Origin of the sequence: Escherichia sp. MOD1-EC6021, from assembly GCF_002965245.1 — a bacterium.
In the GTDB taxonomy this organism is placed as follows: Bacteria; Pseudomonadota; Gammaproteobacteria; order Enterobacterales; family Enterobacteriaceae; genus Escherichia; species Escherichia coli_F.
In genome coordinates, this window is the sequence record NZ_PTRU01000005.1 from 26,274 (window position 1) to 42,734 (window position 16,461).

General features: G+C 51.6%; 17 protein-coding genes and 1 other annotated feature. Of the genes, 14 read left to right on the forward strand and 3 right to left on the reverse strand.

All coding sequences use genetic code 11. The annotated features are described in order from the left end of the window. Positions 1-107: 107 nt before the first annotated feature. Both sltY and trpR read left to right on the forward strand, forming a co-directional pair. Positions 108-2,045 carry a murein transglycosylase gene (gene sltY / locus BEB54_RS07610; RefSeq protein ID WP_105277262.1) on the forward strand — a complete coding sequence of 646 codons (1,938 nt, stop codon included), beginning with the start codon at positions 108-110 and terminating at the stop codon, positions 2,043-2,045. 89 nt (positions 2,046-2,134) lie between these two features. Next, a complete protein-coding gene (gene trpR, locus BEB54_RS07615) occupies positions 2,135-2,461 on the forward strand; it encodes a trp operon repressor (RefSeq protein WP_000068678.1) in 327 nt (108 codons plus the stop codon). Here trpR and yjjX read toward each other — a convergent pair. Next, the gene (gene yjjX / locus BEB54_RS07620) at positions 2,455-2,970 is read right to left on the reverse strand and encodes an inosine/xanthosine triphosphatase (protein ID WP_032183253.1); all 516 of its coding nucleotides are present in this window, start codon (positions 2,968-2,970) and stop codon (positions 2,455-2,457) included. The two genes, trpR and yjjX, sit on opposite strands and share 7 nt — an antisense overlap. Positions 2,971-3,021: 51 nt before the next feature. Between yjjX and gpmB the strand changes: the two genes are divergently transcribed. Then, a complete protein-coding gene (gpmB, locus tag BEB54_RS07625) occupies positions 3,022-3,669 on the forward strand; it encodes a 2,3-diphosphoglycerate-dependent phosphoglycerate mutase GpmB (RefSeq protein WP_000942351.1) in 648 nt (215 codons plus the stop codon). Here gpmB and robA read toward each other — a convergent pair. Then, complete coding sequence (gene robA / locus BEB54_RS07630; RefSeq protein ID WP_000371666.1) at positions 3,666-4,535, reverse strand: MDR efflux pump AcrAB transcriptional activator RobA; 870 nt, start codon at positions 4,533-4,535, stop codon at positions 3,666-3,668. The two genes, gpmB and robA, sit on opposite strands and share 4 nt — an antisense overlap. A 210-nt stretch (positions 4,536-4,745) precedes the next feature. On the opposite strand from robA, the gene creA reads away from it, so the two are divergent. Genes creA through creD form a run of 4 tightly spaced genes read left to right on the forward strand, consistent with a single transcriptional unit; the run spans position 4,746 to position 8,749 of the window. Further along, the gene (gene creA / locus BEB54_RS07635; protein WP_000875487.1) at positions 4,746-5,219 is read left to right on the forward strand and encodes a protein CreA; all 474 of its coding nucleotides are present in this window, start codon (positions 4,746-4,748) and stop codon (positions 5,217-5,219) included. 12 nt (positions 5,220-5,231) lie between these two features. Beyond that, complete coding sequence (gene creB / locus BEB54_RS07640; RefSeq protein WP_001188688.1) at positions 5,232-5,921, forward strand: two-component system response regulator CreB; 690 nt, start codon at positions 5,232-5,234, stop codon at positions 5,919-5,921. After that, complete coding sequence (gene creC / locus BEB54_RS07645; protein WP_105277263.1) at positions 5,921-7,345, forward strand: two-component system sensor histidine kinase CreC; 1,425 nt, start codon at positions 5,921-5,923, stop codon at positions 7,343-7,345. Before creB ends, creC begins: the two co-directional genes overlap by 1 nt. Positions 7,346-7,402: 57 nt before the next feature. Then, on the forward strand, positions 7,403-8,749 hold the full coding sequence (gene creD / locus BEB54_RS07650) for a cell envelope integrity protein CreD (RefSeq protein ID WP_105277264.1): 1,347 nt from the start codon (positions 7,403-7,405) through the stop codon (positions 8,747-8,749). A 64-nt stretch (positions 8,750-8,813) separates the two neighbouring features. Here creD and arcA read toward each other — a convergent pair whose 3' ends face one another. Further along, on the reverse strand, positions 8,814-9,530 hold the full coding sequence (gene arcA, locus BEB54_RS07655; RefSeq protein WP_001194358.1) for a two-component system response regulator ArcA: 717 nt from the start codon (positions 9,528-9,530) through the stop codon (positions 8,814-8,816). 95 nt (positions 9,531-9,625) lie between these two features. Here arcA and yjjY point away from each other — a divergent pair, with 95 nt between their 5' ends. The 7 genes from yjjY (at position 9,626) to BEB54_RS07690 (ending at position 16,405) form a co-directional block, all read left to right on the forward strand. After that, positions 9,626-9,766, forward strand: a complete 141-nt coding sequence (gene yjjY, locus BEB54_RS07660) for a protein YjjY (protein WP_001303782.1) — start codon at positions 9,626-9,628, stop codon at positions 9,764-9,766. Between the two features lie 399 nt (positions 9,767-10,165). Next, entirely contained in the window at positions 10,166-10,852 is a 687-nt protein-coding gene (locus tag BEB54_RS07665; RefSeq protein ID WP_001223153.1) for a tRNA/rRNA methyltransferase, read from the forward strand. A gap of 213 nt (positions 10,853-11,065) precedes the next feature. Beyond that, the gene (thrL, locus tag BEB54_RS07670) at positions 11,066-11,131 is read left to right on the forward strand and encodes a thr operon leader peptide (RefSeq protein ID WP_001386572.1); all 66 of its coding nucleotides are present in this window, start codon (positions 11,066-11,068) and stop codon (positions 11,129-11,131) included. Further along, positions 11,067-11,186 (forward strand) — a sequence feature (Thr leader region). It overlaps the preceding gene by 65 nt. Before the next feature lie 25 nt (positions 11,187-11,211). Continuing rightward, positions 11,212-13,674, forward strand: a complete 2,463-nt coding sequence (gene thrA / locus BEB54_RS07675; protein ID WP_001264706.1) for a bifunctional aspartate kinase/homoserine dehydrogenase I — start codon at positions 11,212-11,214, stop codon at positions 13,672-13,674. Between the two features lies 1 nt (position 13,675). Next, the gene (gene thrB, locus BEB54_RS07680; RefSeq protein WP_000241660.1) at positions 13,676-14,608 is read left to right on the forward strand and encodes a homoserine kinase; all 933 of its coding nucleotides are present in this window, start codon (positions 13,676-13,678) and stop codon (positions 14,606-14,608) included. Then, positions 14,609-15,895 (forward strand): threonine synthase, encoded by a 1,287-nt coding sequence (gene thrC, locus BEB54_RS07685; RefSeq protein WP_000781057.1) that lies wholly within the window; start codon positions 14,609-14,611, stop codon positions 15,893-15,895. Between the two features lie 213 nt (positions 15,896-16,108). Then, positions 16,109-16,405: a DUF2502 domain-containing protein gene (locus tag BEB54_RS07690; protein WP_000738723.1), complete on the forward strand. Its 297-nt coding sequence runs from the start codon at positions 16,109-16,111 to the stop codon at positions 16,403-16,405. Positions 16,406-16,461 lie beyond the last annotated feature (56 nt).

A 16,461-nucleotide genomic window follows, 5' to 3' on the forward strand; every position in this document is an offset into this window, starting at 1 on the left:
AGTAAAAAAGTGTCCGTAACGTGGCGTAAACGGCAATGACTGGTTAGCATAAATCTATTACGCGGCATGACGCTGCATTGATGTATTGACACTTAGAGGATGCGCTTGTGGAAAAAGCCAAACACGTTACCTGGCGGCTGTTGGCTGTCGGTGTCTGTCTGCTGACGGTCAGCAGCGTGGCGCGAGCCGACTCACTGGATGAGCAGCGTAGCCGTTACGCGCAAATTAAGCAGGCCTGGGATAATCGACAAATGGATGTGGTCGAACAAATGATGCCTGGACTGAAAGATTATCCGCTTTATCCCTACCTGGAATACCGTCAGATCACCGATGACCTGATGAATCAACCGGCGGTGACGGTCACTAACTTTGTTCGCGCTAACCCCACGCTTCCTCCCGCTCGCACGCTGCAATCTCGTTTCGTCAATGAACTGGCGCGGCGTGAAGACTGGCGTGGCTTGTTAGCCTTTAGCCCGGAAAAGCCCGGAACTACCGAAGCGCAATGTAATTACTACTATGCGAAATGGAACACCGGGCAGAGTGAAGAAGCCTGGCAAGGGGCGAAAGAGTTGTGGCTAACCGGCAAGAGCCAGCCTAACGCTTGTGACAAGTTATTTAGTGTCTGGCGTGCGTCAGGCAAACAAGATCCGCTGGCGTATTTAGAGCGTATCCGTCTGGCGATGAAAGCGGGTAACACGGGTCTGGTGACAGTGCTGGCAGGTCAGATGCCTGCTGATTACCAGACTATCGCCTCGGCGATTATTTCTCTGGCGAACAACCCTAATACGGTACTGACCTTCGCGCGTACAACCGGTGCGACCGATTTTACCCGTCAAATGGCGGCGGTGGCGTTTGCCAGCGTGGCACGGCAGGATGCTGAAAATGCACGGCTGATGATTCCATCGCTTGCTCAGGCACAGCAGCTTAATGAAGATCAGATTCAGGAACTGCGCGATATCGTCGCCTGGCGTTTGATGGGCAACGATGTCACCGACGAGCAGGCGAAATGGCGCGATGACGCCATTATGCGCTCGCAATCCACCTCGTTGATTGAACGCCGAGTGCGGATGGCGCTTGGTACTGGCGATCGGCGTGGCCTGAATACCTGGCTGGCGCGTTTGCCGATGGAAGCGAAAGAGAAAGATGAATGGCGTTACTGGCAGGCCGATTTATTGCTGGAACGCGGACGTGAAGCTGAAGCGAAAGAGATTCTGCATCAACTCATGCAACAGCGTGGTTTCTACCCGATGGTTGCTGCACAGCGCATCGGCGAAGAGTATGAGCTGAAGATTGATAAAGCGCCGCAGAATGTTGACAGCACCCTGACTCAGGGGCCGGAGATGGCGCGCGTGCGCGAGTTGATGTACTGGAATCTCGATAACACCGCGCGTAGCGAGTGGGCCAATCTGGTGAAGAGCAAGTCAAAAACAGAGCAGGCACAGCTGGCACGGTATGCTTTCAACAACCAATGGTGGGATCTCAGCGTTCAGGCGACGATCGCCGGGAAGTTGTGGGATCATCTGGAAGAACGATTCCCGCTGGCCTACAACGATTTTTTCAAACGTTACACCAGCGGTAAGGAGATCCCGCAAAGCTATGCGATGGCGATTGCCCGTCAGGAGAGCGCCTGGAATCCGAAAGTGAAGTCACCGGTAGGGGCCAGCGGGCTGATGCAGATTATGCCTGGTACGGCGACCCATACGGTGAGGATGTTCTCTATTCCTGGCTACAGCAGCCCTGGGCAATTGCTGGATCCGGAAACGAACATCAACATCGGCACCAGTTACCTGCAATATGTTTATCAGCAGTTTGGCAATAACCGTATTTTCGCCTCAGCAGCTTATAACGCCGGACCTGGACGAGTGCGCACCTGGCTTGGCAACAGCGCTGGTCGTATCGACGCAGTGGCATTTGTCGAGAGTATTCCGTTCTCTGAGACGCGCGGTTATGTGAAGAACGTGCTGGCTTATGACGCTTACTACCGCTATTTCATGGGGGATAAACCAACGTTGATGAGCGCCACGGAATGGGGACGTCGTTACTGATCCGCACGTTTATGATATGCTATCGTACTCTTTAGCGAGTACAACCGGGGGAGGCATTTTGCTTCCCCCGCTAACAATGGCGACATATTATGGCCCAACAATCACCCTATTCAGCAGCGATGGCAGAACAGCGTCACCAGGAGTGGTTACGTTTTGTCGACCTGCTTAAGAATGCCTACCAAAACGATCTCCATTTACCGTTGTTAAACCTGATGCTGACGCCAGATGAGCGCGAAGCGTTGGGGACTCGCGTGCGTATTGTCGAAGAGCTGTTGCGCGGCGAAATGAGCCAGCGTGAGTTGAAAAATGAACTCGGCGCGGGCATCGCGACGATTACGCGTGGATCTAACAGCCTGAAAGCCGCGCCTGTCGAGCTGCGCCAGTGGCTGGAAGAGGTGTTGCTGAAAGATCACTGATACACGGCATTATGAAACGGACTCAGCGCCAGGATCACCGCCTGGTGATAGACGCTGGCGCGAGTGAGCTTCCCGGCGGTAAATACGCCGATTGCACCTTCTTTACGGCCAATTTCATCAATGCCGGTATAATGCGACATCACAGGGCCGAGCGCCTCGCCTTCACGCACTTTCTCCAGAATCACCTCAGGCAACGGCAAAGTTGCCGAACGCGCTTCGCCACGCTGGCTGGCGTTTTCAATCACCACCCAACTGAAGGTGCTGTCACCATCAATCCCTGCTTCAATCGCCACCCAAAAATCAGCCTCTGGATGTAAACAGCGAGCATTTGCCACCCGATTTCGTGCGCCAGCGCGCGTTTCCTCACTACCAAAGGGCTGTTCCGGTACACCGCTCTCGACGGCAACGGATGCAATATGGCAGGATCCTTCGCCGAAGATCTCGTGAAATGCCTGCAGAATGGCCTGAATTTTAGCGGGATTGGTGGTCGCACAGACAACTTGGTGCATAATCAGCATTACTCAGAAAATTAACGTTACAGCAGTATACGGAAAAAAAGCATGTTACAGGTATACCTAGTCCGCCACGGTGAAACGCAGTGGAACGCCGAGCGACGTATTCAGGGCCAGTCTGACAGCCCGCTGACTGCCAAAGGTGAGCAACAGGCGATGCAGGTGGCGACCCGTGCCAAAGAGCTTGGCATTACGCATATCATCAGTAGCGATTTAGGGCGCACCCGCCGCACGGCGGAAATCATCGCCCAGGCCTGCGGCTGTGACATCATCTTTGATTCTCGCCTGCGTGAATTAAATATGGGTGTACTGGAAACAAGAAATATCGATTCACTCACCGAAGAAGAAGAAAACTGGCGTCGCCAACTGGTCAATGGCACTGTCGACGGACGTATTCCTGAAGGCGAGTCTATGCAGGAGCTCAGCGATCGTGTCAATGCGGCACTGGAATCTTGTCGGGAATTACCGCAGGGAAGCCGACCGCTGCTGGTGAGCCACGGTATTGCACTGGGATGCCTGGTGAGTACGATTCTCGGATTACCAGCATGGGCAGAGCGTCGCTTACGTCTGCGTAACTGTTCTATTTCGCGCGTGGATTATCAGGAAAGCTTGTGGCTGGCGTCTGGCTGGGTGGTTGAAACCGCAGGGGACATCTCGCATCTGGACGCCCCTGCATTAGATGAGCTGCAGCGTTAACGACGGATCGGAATCAGCAGTTCACAGCGCAGATTAATTGGGCGATCTCCCGCTTTGGCATCTTCTGCCGGGTAGTATCGCTCAATATCCTGACCTTTACGGCGCGTCAGGTTAAGCATTGGCATGCACGTTCCGTATACCGTCAGGATAAACTCCTGCACGCCTGTTCCCAGACCTTCATAGGTAAACATCACATATTCACCGCCTTGCAGCATCACAGGATGCCCGGTCAATACATAGCCATCTGCCTGATCCTGGGCTAATGCGGTGGTATAGAACACCTCTTGCTCGTCGTCTTTATCCTGGCTCGGACGCGTTTCATTCAGGCCGTAGAGCACAGGCGGAATGGTCGGCGCGTTGCCAAGAAAATCGTGCCAGAACTGATAACGCATTTCATGGCGGAAATCAGAGATTTGTTCCAGCGAACAGGAGTAACTCTGGGTAACACCAATCAGCGGCGTATCTTCCAGGGTGACAAATTTGTGCTCTGGCATGGTGAATTCACCCAGACGCAGCGGCGGGCGAATACCAAAGGCGCTCCATTCAGGAGAACGGCGGTAAAGAGCAGGAGTTTGGGCAAACTGCTTCTTGAATGCGCGAGTAAATGTCTGTTGAGAGTCGAAGCGGTATTGCAGCGCGATATCCAGAATCGGACGCGCAGTCAGGCGTAGTGCGACCGCCGATTTCGACAAACGACGAGCACGAATATACGCGCCAATAGCATGACCAGTGACATCTTTAAACATTCTCTGTAAGTGCCACTTGGAATAACCTGCTTTCGCCGCTACATTGTCGAGCGACAGGGGCTGATCCAGATGACCTTCCAGCCAGATTAAAAGGTCGCGAATAATGCCGGCCTGATCCATAAAATATCCTCATCCTTTCAACAACGAGCACCTGACATCAGGTAATTGGATAATAGCATTTTTTGCTGTTTTAGCATTCAGTGTTTTTTTCTTAGTCGAGTATGTTTTAGGTCTTGACGGAAATAAAAGTATTGAGATTTTGTTCTTAATCAATATGTTATTTATCGTGGTGAACTAATTGCTCATGTAATAGATAAAAATGGTAACAATATGAAATACAAGCATTTGATTCTGTCTTTAAGCCTGATAATGCTGGGGCCGTTGGCTCATGCAGAAGAGATTGGTTCGGTCGACACTGTATTTAAAATGATCGGCCCTGATCACAAAATTGTTGTGGAAGCCTTTGACGATCCCGATGTGAAAAATGTCACCTGCTATGTGAGCCGGGCGAAAACCGGCGGTATTAAAGGGGGATTGGGCCTGGCGGAAGATACTTCCGATGCGGCTATTTCTTGTCAGCAAGTCGGGCCGATTGAACTGTCAGATCGCATTAAAAACGGCAAAGCTCAGGGCGAGGTAGTATTCAAAAAACGCACGTCGTTGGTCTTTAAGTCGTTACAGGTCGTACGCTTTTATGACGCTAAACGCAACGCGCTCGCTTACCTGGCTTACTCCGACAAAGTTGTAGAAGGTTCGCCGAAAAATGCGATTAGCGCGGTTCCTGTCATGCCGTGGCGGCAATAACAGAGGCGATCTATGCAACGGGAAACGGTCTGGTTAGTAGAAGACGAGCAAGGGATAGCCGACACGCTGGTCTACATGTTGCAGCAGGAAGGTTTTGACGTCGAGGTCTTTGAGCGAGGCTTGCCGGTGCTGGATAAAGCTCGCCAGCAGGTTCCCGATGTCATGATTCTCGATGTTGGTTTGCCTGATATCAGCGGCTTTGAATTGTGCCGCCAGTTACTGGCGCTCCATCCGGCGTTACCTGTACTGTTCCTGACGGCCCGAAGTGAAGAGGTCGATCGCCTGCTTGGGCTGGAAATTGGCGCTGACGACTACGTGGCTAAACCGTTTTCACCTCGCGAAGTGTGCGCCAGAGTGCGCACCTTACTGCGTCGGGTGAGGAAGTTCTCGACGCCGTCTCCCGTTATCCGTATTGGTCATTTTGAATTGAATGAACCTGCGGCGCAGATCAGCTGGTTTGACACGCCATTAACGCTGACGCGGTATGAGTTTTTGCTGCTGAAAACATTACTCAAGTCGCCGGGCCGCGTCTGGTCCCGCCAGCAACTGATGGATAGCGTGTGGGAAGATGCGCAGGACACCTACGATCGCACCGTCGATACCCACATTAAAACGCTGCGTGCCAAGCTGCGCGCCATTAACCCCGATCTTTCCCCGATTAATACTCATCGCGGCATGGGATATAGCCTGAGGGGACTGTAATGCGTATCGGCATGAGGTTGTTGCTGGGCTATTTTTTACTGGTGGCAGTGGCGGCCTGGTTCGTACTGGCAATTTTTGTCAAAGAAGTTAAACCGGGCGTGCGAAGAGCAACGGAGGGAACGTTGATCGACACCGCAACATTGCTGGCAGAGCTGGCGCGTTCTGATTTGCTCTCTGGTGATCCAACGCATGGGCAACTGGCGCAGGCGTTTAATCAGCTACAAGATCGCCCGTTTCGCGCCAATATCGGTGGCATTCACAAAGTTCGTAATGAATATCATGTCTACATGACTGATGCGCAGGGCAAAGTATTGTTCGATTCGGCAAATAAAGCCGTTGGACAGGATTACTCGCGCTGGAATGACGTCTGGCTAACGTTGCGTGGTCAGTATGGTGCGCGCAGCACGTTGCAAAATCCTGACGATCCCGAAAGTTCTGTGATGTATGTTGCCGCGCCAATTATGGACGGCTCGCGGCTTATTGGCGTTTTGAGCGTAGGCAAACCGAACGCGGCGATGGCTCCGGTCATTAAGCGCAGCGAGCGGCGAATTTTATGGGCCAGCGCCATTTTGTTGGGGATTGCACTGGTGATTGGCGCAGGCATGGTTTGGTGGATCAACCGCTCCATTGCCCGGCTCACTCGCTATGCTGATTCTGTCACTGACAATAAGCCCGTTCCTCTCCCCGATCTCGGTAGTAGCGAGCTGCGTAAACTCGCGCAGGCGCTGGAAAGTATGCGCGTGAAGCTGGAAGGGAAAAACTATATTGAGCAGTATGTTTATGCGTTAACTCATGAGCTAAAAAGCCCACTGGCGGCGATTCGTGGTGCGGCGGAAATTTTACGCGAAGGTCCGCCGCCGGAAGTGGTGGCTCGTTTTACTGACAACATTCTGACACAAAATGCGCGAATGCAGGCGCTGGTGGAAACGTTACTACGCCAGGCAAGACTGGAGAATCGTCAGGAAGTCGTTCTGACTGCTGTTGATGTGGCGGCATTATTTCGCCGCATCAGCGAAGCGCGCACCGTGCAGTTGGCGGAAAAAAACATCACTCTACATGTTATGCCCACCGAGGTTAACGTTGCTGCTGAATCGGCGTTACTGGAGCAGGCGCTGGGGAATTTATTGGATAACGCCATCGATTTTACCCCCGAGGGCGGTAGCATAACGCTAAGCGCTGAAGTGGATCATGAACACGTTACGCTTAAGGTGCTGGATACCGGTAGTGGTATTCCTGACTACGCCCTGTCGCGTGTTTTTGAGCGCTTTTACTCTTTGCCGCGTGCGAATGGGCAAAAAAGTAGTGGTCTGGGGTTGGCGTTCGTCAGTGAGGTTGCTCGTTTGCTTAATGGCGAAGTCACACTGTGCAACGTGCCACAAGGCGGTGTGCTGGCTTCGCTTCGACTTCACCGTCACTTCACATAGCTTCAAATTCTTCCCACATAGCCTTTGTAACCTGCGGCCATTGCAAAGGAGAAGACTATGTTGAAATCCCCCCTGTTCTGGAAAATGACCACCCTGTTTGGTGCAGTATTGCTGTTGTTGATTCCGATAATGCTGATTCGGCAGGTGATTGTCGAACGTGCCGATTACCGTAGCGATGTGGAAGATGCGATTCGCCAAAGTACCAGCGGGCCGCAAAAACTCGTTGGGCCGCTCATCGCTATTCCTGTGACCGAGCTTTATACGGTGCAGGAAGAGGATAAAACCGTGGAGCGGAAACGAAGTTTTATCCATTTTTGGTTACCTGAGTCATTGATGGTTGATGGCAATCAGAACGTGGAAGAACGCAAGATTGGGATTTATACCGGTCAGGTCTGGCATAGTGATTTAACGCTAAAAGCCGATTTTGATGTTTCGCGTCTTAGCGAACTCAATGCGCCAAATATCACCTTAGGCAAGCCATTTATTGTAATTGGCGTCGGGGATGCGCGCGGTATAGGTATGGTGAAAGCACCTGACGTTAACGGAACGGCGCTGACCATTGAACCCGGTACCGGGTTAGATCAAGGCGGGCAGGGCGTGCATATCCCTTTACCCGAAGGGGACTGGCGGAAGCAGAACCTGAAGCTGAATATGGCGCTGAATTTAAGCGGTACCGGCAATCTTTCTGTGGTGCCTGCCGGGCGTAATAGCGAAATGACCTTAACCAGCAACTGGCCGCATCCCAGTTTTTTAGGTGATTTTCTGCCAGCCAAACGGGAAGTTAGTGAGTCAGGTTTTCAGGCGCAATGGCAAAGCAGCTGGTTTGCTAATAATCTCGGTGAGCGTTTTGCTTCAGGCAATGATACCGGCTGGGAAAACTTCCCCGCGTTTAGCGTCGCAGTGACGACGCCAGCCGATCAATACCAATTAACGGACCGTGCGACTAAGTACGCCATTCTGCTGATTGCACTGACTTTTATGGCGTTCTTTGTTTTTGAAACGCTCACCGCGCAGCGTTTACACCCAATGCAATATTTGCTGGTGGGGCTTTCATTGGTGATGTTTTATTTGCTCTTGCTGGCGCTTTCTGAACATACCGGTTTTACCGTGGCATGGATAATCGCCAGTCTGATTGGGGCGTTAATGAACGGTATTTATTTGCAGGCGGTATTGAAAGGCTGGCGCAATAGCATGTTGTTTACCCTTGCGCTGTTGTTGCTGGATGGTGTGATGTGGGGACTGCTCAACTCTGCCGATAGCGCGCTGTTGTTGGGAACCAGTGTGCTGGTGGTGGCGCTGGCCGGCATGATGTTTGTGACCCGTAATATCGACTGGTATGCGTTTTCACTGCCGAAAATGAAAGCCAGTAAAGAAGTTACAACGGACGATGAGTTACGTATCTGAAAATAAGGTTGAAAAATAAAAACGGCGCTAAAAGCGCCGTTTTTTTTGACGGTGGTAAAGCCGATTAATCTTCCAGATCACCGCAGAAGCGATAACCTTCACCGTGAATGGTGGCGATGATTTCCGGCGTATCCGGCGTAGATTCGAAATGTTTACGAATACGGCGGATCGTCACGTCTACAGTACGGTCGTGCGGTTTCAGCTCACGGCCGGTCATTTTCTTCAGCAGTTCAGCACGGGACTGAATTTTGCCTGGGTTTTCACAGAAGTGAAGCATGGCGCGGAACTCGCTGCGCGGCAGCTTGTACTGCTCGCCATCAGGGCCGATCAGCGAACGGCTGTTGATGTCCAGTTCCCAACCATTGAACTTGTAGCTTTCAACGCTACGACGTTCTTCGCTGACAGTACCAAGATTCATGGTACGGGACAGCAGGTTGCGTGCACGAATAGTCAGTTCACGCGGGTTGAACGGTTTGGTGATGTAGTCATCTGCACCGATTTCGAGGCCGAGAATTTTATCGACTTCGTTGTCACGGCCAGTCAGGAACATCAACGCAACATTCGCCTGCTCGCGCAGTTCACGCGCTAACAGAAGACCGTTCTTACCCGGCAGATTGATATCCATGATCACCAGGTTGATGTCATATTCAGAGAGGATCTGATGCATTTCCGCGCCATCTGTCGCTTCGAAAACATCATAGCCTTCCGCTTCGAAAATACTTTTCAACGTGTTGCGTGTTACCAACTCGTCTTCAACGATAAGAATGTGCGGGGTCTGCATGTTTGCTACCTAAATTGCCAACTAAATCGAAACAGGAAGTACAAAAGTCCCTGACCTGCCTGATGCATGCTGCAAATTAACATGATCGGCGTAACATGACTAAAGTACGTAATTGCGTTCTTGATGCACTTTCCATCAACGTCAACAACATCATTAGCTTGGTCGTGGGTACTTTCCCTCAGGACCCGACAGTGTCAAAAACGGCTGTCATCCTAACCATTTTAACAGCAACATAACAGGCTAAGAGGGGCCGGACACCCAATAAAACTACGCTTCGTTGACATATATCAAGTTCAATTGTAGCACGTTAACAGTTTGATGAAATCATCGTATCTAAATGCTAGCTTTCGTCACATTATTTTAATAATCCAACTAGTTGCATCATACAACTAATAAACGTGGTGAATCCAATTGTCGAGATTTATTTTTTATAAAATTATCCTAAGTAAACAGAAGGATATGTAGCATTTTTTAACAATTCAACCATTAGTATAGTCAGGAAATAGTTTAGCCTTTTTTAAGTTAAGTGAAGGGCTTTTTCTGCGACTTACGTTAAGGGTTTGTAAATTCGATCCGCGTAATAAGTTGACAATGATCACCCTGTGCGCGGTTATTAGGTCAAGAAGAGTGGCAATATGCGTATAACGATTATTCTGGTCGCACCCGCCAGAGCAGAAAATATTGGGGCAGCGGCGCGGGCAATGAAAACGATGGGGTTTAGCGAGCTGCGAATTGTCGATAGTCAGGCACACCTGGAGCCAGCTACCCGCTGGGTCGCACATGGATCTGGTGATATTATTGATAATATTAAAGTTTTCCCAACTCTGGCTGAATCGTTACACGATGTCGACTTCACTGTCGCCACCACTGCACGCAGTCGGGCGAAATATCATTACTACGCCACGCCGGTGGAACTGGTGCCGCTGTTAGAGGAAAAATCCTCGTGGATGAGCCATGCAGCGCTGGTGTTTGGTCGCGAAGATTCCGGGCTGACTAACGAGGAGTTAGCCTTGGCTGACGTTCTTACTGGTGTCCCGATGGTGGCAGATTATCCTTCGCTGAATCTGGGACAGGCGGTGATGGTTTATTGCTATCAATTAGCAACATTAATACAACAACCGGCCAAAAGTGACACAACGGCAGACCAACATCAACTGCAAGCTTTACGCGAACGAGCCATGTCATTGCTGACGACCCTGGCAGTGGCAGATGACACAAAACTGGTCGACTGGTTACAACAACGGCTGGGGCTTTTAGAGCAACGAGACACGGCAATGTTGCATCGTTTGCTGCATGATATTGAAAAAAATATCACCAAATAAAAAACGCCTTAGTAAGTATTTTTCAGCTTTTCATTCTGACTGCAACGGGCAATATGTCTCTGTGTGGATTAAAAAAAGAGTCTCTGACAGCAGCTTCTGAACTGGTTACCTACCGTGAGTAAATTAAAATTTTATTGACTTAGGTCACTAAATACTTTAACCAATATAGGCATAGCGCACAGACAGATAAAAATTACAGAGTACACAACATCCATGAAACGCATTAGCACCACCATTACCACCACCATCACCATTACCACAGGTAACGGTGCGGGCTGACGCGTACAGGAAACACAGAAAAAAGCCCGCACCTGACAGTGCGGGCTTTTTTTTCGACCAAAGGTAACGAGGTAACAACCATGCGAGTGTTGAAGTTCGGCGGTACATCAGTGGCAAATGCAGAACGTTTTCTGCGGGTTGCCGATATTCTGGAAAGCAATGCCAGGCAGGGGCAGGTGGCTACCGTCCTCTCTGCCCCTGCCAAAATCACCAACCACCTGGTGGCGATGATTGAAAAAACGATTAGCGGCCAGGATGCTTTACCCAATATCAGCGATGCCGAACGTATTTTTGCCGAACTTCTGACGGGACTCGCCGCCGCTCAGCCGGGATTCCCGCTGGCGCAGCTGAAAACTTTCGTCGACCAGGAATTTGCCCAAATTAAACATGTCCTGCATGGTATTAGTTTGTTAGGGCAGTGCCCGGATAGCATCAACGCGGCACTGATTTGCCGTGGCGAGAAAATGTCGATCGCCATTATGGCCGGCGTGTTAGAAGCGCGTGGTCACAACGTTACCGTAATCGATCCGGTCGAAAAACTGCTGGCAGTCGGTCATTACCTCGAATCTACCGTCGATATTGCTGAGTCCACCCGCCGTATTGCGGCAAGCCGCATTCCGGCTGACCACATGGTGCTGATGGCAGGTTTCACTGCGGGTAATGAAAAAGGCGAACTGGTGGTGCTTGGACGTAACGGTTCCGACTACTCCGCCGCGGTACTGGCTGCCTGTTTACGCGCCGATTGTTGCGAGATCTGGACGGACGTTGACGGGGTCTATACCTGCGACCCGCGTCAGGTGCCCGATGCGAGGTTGTTGAAGTCGATGTCCTATCAGGAAGCGATGGAGCTTTCCTACTTCGGCGCTAAAGTTCTTCACCCCCGCACCATTACCCCCATCGCTCAGTTCCAGATCCCTTGCCTGATTAAAAACACCGGAAATCCTCAAGCACCAGGTACGCTCATTGGCGCCAGCCGTGATGAAGACGAATTACCAGTCAAGGGCATTTCCAATCTGAATAACATGGCAATGTTTAGCGTTTCCGGTCCGGGAATGAAAGGGATGGTCGGCATGGCGGCGCGCGTCTTTGCAGCGATGTCACGCGCTCGCATTTCAGTGGTGCTGATTACGCAATCGTCTTCTGAATACAGTATCAGTTTCTGCGTTCCACAAAGCGACTGTGTGCGAGCTGAACGGGCGATGCAGGAAGAGTTCTATCTTGAACTGAAGGAAGGCTTGCTGGAGCCGCTGGCGGTGACGGAACGGCTAGCCATTATCTCGGTGGTAGGTGATGGTATGCGCACCTTGCGTGGGATCTCGGCGAAATTCTTTGCCGCGCTGGCCCGCGCCAATATCAACATTGTCGCCATTGCTCAGGGATCTTCTGAACGCTCAATCTCTGTCGTGGTAAATAACGATGATGCGACCACTGGCGTGCGCGTTACCCACCAGATGCTGTTCAATACCGATCAGGTTATCGAAGTGTTTGTAATTGGCGTCGGTGGTGTTGGCGGTGCGCTGCTGGAGCAACTGAAGCGCCAGCAAAGCTGGCTGAAGAATAAACATATCGACTTACGTGTCTGCGGCGTTGCCAACTCAAAGGCTCTGCTCACCAATGTGCATGGCCTTAATCTGGAGAACTGGCAGGAAGAACTGGCGCAAGCCAAAGAGCCGTTTAACCTCGGGCGCTTAATTCGCCTGGTGAAAGAATATCATTTGCTGAATCCGGTGATTGTCGACTGTACCTCCAGCCAGGCGGTGGCGGATCAGTATGCTGACTTCCTGCGCGAAGGTTTCCACGTGGTTACGCCAAACAAAAAGGCCAACACCTCGTCGATGGATTACTACCATCAGTTGCGTTATGCGGCGGAAAAATCGCGGCGTAAATTCCTCTATGACACTAACGTTGGGGCTGGATTACCGGTTATTGAGAACCTGCAAAATCTGCTCAACGCAGGTGATGAATTAATGAAGTTCTCCGGCATTCTTTCCGGTTCGCTTTCTTATATCTTCGGCAAGTTAGACGAAGGCATGAGTTTCTCCGAGGCGACCACGCTGGCGCGGGAAATGGGTTATACCGAACCGGACCCGCGAGATGATCTTTCTGGTATGGATGTGGCGCGTAAGCTATTGATTCTCGCCCGTGAAACGGGACGTGAACTGGAACTGGCAGATATTGAAATTGAACCTGTGCTGCCCGCAGAGTTTAACGCAGAGGGTGATGTTGCAGCTTTTATGGCGAATCTGTCACAGCTCGACGATCTCTTTGCCGCACGCGTGGCGAAGGCTCGTGATGAGGGCAAAGTTTTGCGCTATGTTGGCAATATTGATGAAGATGGCATCTGCCGCGTGAAGATTGCCGAAGTGGATGGCAATGATCCGCTGTTCAAAGTGAAAAATGGCGAAAACGCCCTGGCCTTCTATAGCCACTATTATCAGCCGCTGCCGTTGGTTCTGCGCGGATATGGCGCGGGCAATGACGTTACAGCTGCTGGTGTCTTTGCCGATCTGCTACGTACCCTCTCATGGAAGTTAGGAGTCTGACATGGTTAAAGTTTATGCCCCGGCTTCCAGTGCCAATATGAGCGTCGGGTTTGATGTGCTCGGGGCGGCGGTGACACCTGTTGATGGTGCATTGCTCGGAGATGTAGTCACGGTTGAGGCGGCAGAGACATTCAGTCTCAACAATCTCGGACGTTTTGCCGATAAGCTGCCGTCAGAACCACGGGAAAATATCGTTTATCAGTGCTGGGAGCGTTTTTGCCAGGAGCTGGGCAAGCAAATTCCAGTGGCAATGACGCTGGAAAAGAATATGCCGATCGGTTCGGGTTTAGGATCCAGCGCTTGTTCGGTGGTGGCGGCGCTGATGGCGATGAATGAACATTGCGGCAAGCCGCTTAATGACACCCGTTTGCTGGCTTTGATGGGCGAGCTGGAAGGGCGTATCTCCGGCAGCATTCATTACGACAACGTGGCACCCTGTTTTCTTGGTGGTATGCAGTTGATGATCGAAGAAAACGACATCATCAGCCAGCAAGTGCCGGGGTTTGATGAGTGGCTGTGGGTTCTGGCGTATCCGGGGATTAAAGTCTCGACGGCAGAAGCCAGGGCGATTTTACCGGCGCAGTATCGCCGCCAGGATTGCATTGCGCACGGGCGACATCTGGCAGGCTTCATTCACGCCTGCTATTCCCGTCAGCCTGAGCTTGCCGCGAAGCTGATGAAAGATGTTATCGCTGAACCCTACCGTGAACGGTTACTGCCAGGCTTCCGGCAGGCGCGGCAGGCGGTCGCGGAAATCGGCGCGGTAGCGAGCGGTATCTCCGGCTCCGGCCCGACTTTGTTCGCTCTGTGTGACAAGCCGGATACCGCCCAGCGCGTTGCCGACTGGTTGGGTAAGAACTACCTGCAAAATCAGGAAGGTTTTGTTCATATTTGCCGGCTGGATACGGCGGGCGCACGAGTACTGGAAAACTAAATGAAACTCTACAATCTGAAAGATCACAATGAGCAGGTCAGCTTTGCGCAAGCCGTAACCCAGGGGTTGGGCAAAAATCAGGGGCTGTTTTTCCCGCACGACCTGCCGGAATTCAGCCTGACTGAAATTGATGAGATGCTGAAGCTGGATTTTGTCACCCGCAGTGCGAAGATCCTCTCGGCGTTTATTGGTGATGAGATCCCGCAGGAAATACTGGAAGAGCGCGTGCGCGCGGCGTTTGCCTTCCCGGCTCCGGTCGCCAATGTTGAAAGCGATGTCGGTTGTCTGGAATTGTTTCATGGGCCAACACTGGCATTTAAAGATTTCGGCGGTCGCTTTATGGCACAAATGCTGACCCATATTGCGGGCGATAAGCCAGTGACCATTCTGACCGCGACCTCCGGTGATACTGGAGCGGCAGTGGCTCATGCTTTCTACGGTTTACCGAATGTGAAAGTGGTTATCCTCTATCCAAGAGGCAAAATCAGTCCACTGCAAGAAAAACTGTTCTGTACATTGGGCGGCAATATTGAAACTGTTGCCATCGACGGCGATTTCGATGCCTGTCAGGCGCTGGTGAAGCAGGCGTTTGATGATGAAGAACTGAAAGTGGCGCTGGGGCTAAACTCTGCTAACTCCATTAACATCAGCCGTTTGCTGGCGCAGATTTGCTACTACTTTGAAGCTGTTGCGCAGCTGCCGCAGGAAGCGCGCAACCAGCTGGTTGTCTCGGTGCCGAGCGGTAACTTCGGCGATTTGACTGCGGGCCTGCTGGCGAAATCTCTTGGCCTGCCGGTGAAGCGTTTTATCGCTGCCACTAACGTGAACGATACAGTGCCGCGTTTCCTGCACGACGGGCAGTGGTCCCCTAAAGCGACTCAGGCGACGTTATCCAACGCGATGGACGTGAGTCAACCGAACAACTGGCCGCGTGTGGAAGAGTTGTTCCGCCGCAAAATCTGGCAACTGAAAGAGCTGGGTTATGCAGCCGTAGATGATGAAACCACGCAACAGACAATGCGTGAGTTAAAAGCGCTGGGCTATACCTCGGAGCCGCACGCTGCCGTAGCTTATCGTGCGCTGCGTGACCAGTTGCATCCAGGCGAATATGGCTTGTTCCTCGGCACCGCGCATCCGGCGAAATTTAAAGAGAGCGTGGAAGCGATTCTCGGTGAAACATTGGATCTGCCAAAAGAGCTGGCAGAACGTGCTGATTTACCCTTGCTTTCGCATAATCTGCCCGCCGATTTTGCTGCGTTGCGTAAATTGATGATGAATCATCAGTAACATCTATTCATTATCTCAATCAGGCCGGGTTTGCTTTTATACAGCCCGGCTTTTTTATGAAGAAAATATGGAGAAAAACGACAGGAAAAAAGGAGAAATTCTCAATAAATGCGGTAACTTAGAGATTAGGATTGCGGAGAATAACAACCGCCGTTCTCATCGCGTAATCTCCGGATATCGACCCATAACGGGCAATGATAAAAGGAGTAACCTGTGAAAAAGATGCAATCTATCGTACTCGCACTTTCCCTGGTTCTGGTCGCTCCCATGGCAGCACAGGCTGCGGAAATTACGTTAGTCCCGTCAGTAAAATTACAGATAGGCGATCGTGATAATCGTGGCTATTACTGGGATGGCGGTCACTGGCGCGACCACGGCTGGTGGAAACAACATTATGAATGGCGAGGCAATCGCTGGCACCCACACGGACCGCCGCCACCGCCGCGCCACCATAAGAAAGCTCCTCATGATCATCACGGCGGTCATGGTCCAGGCAAACATCACCGCTAAATGACAAATGCCGGGTAACAATCCGGCATTCAGCGCCTGATGCGACGCTGGCGCGT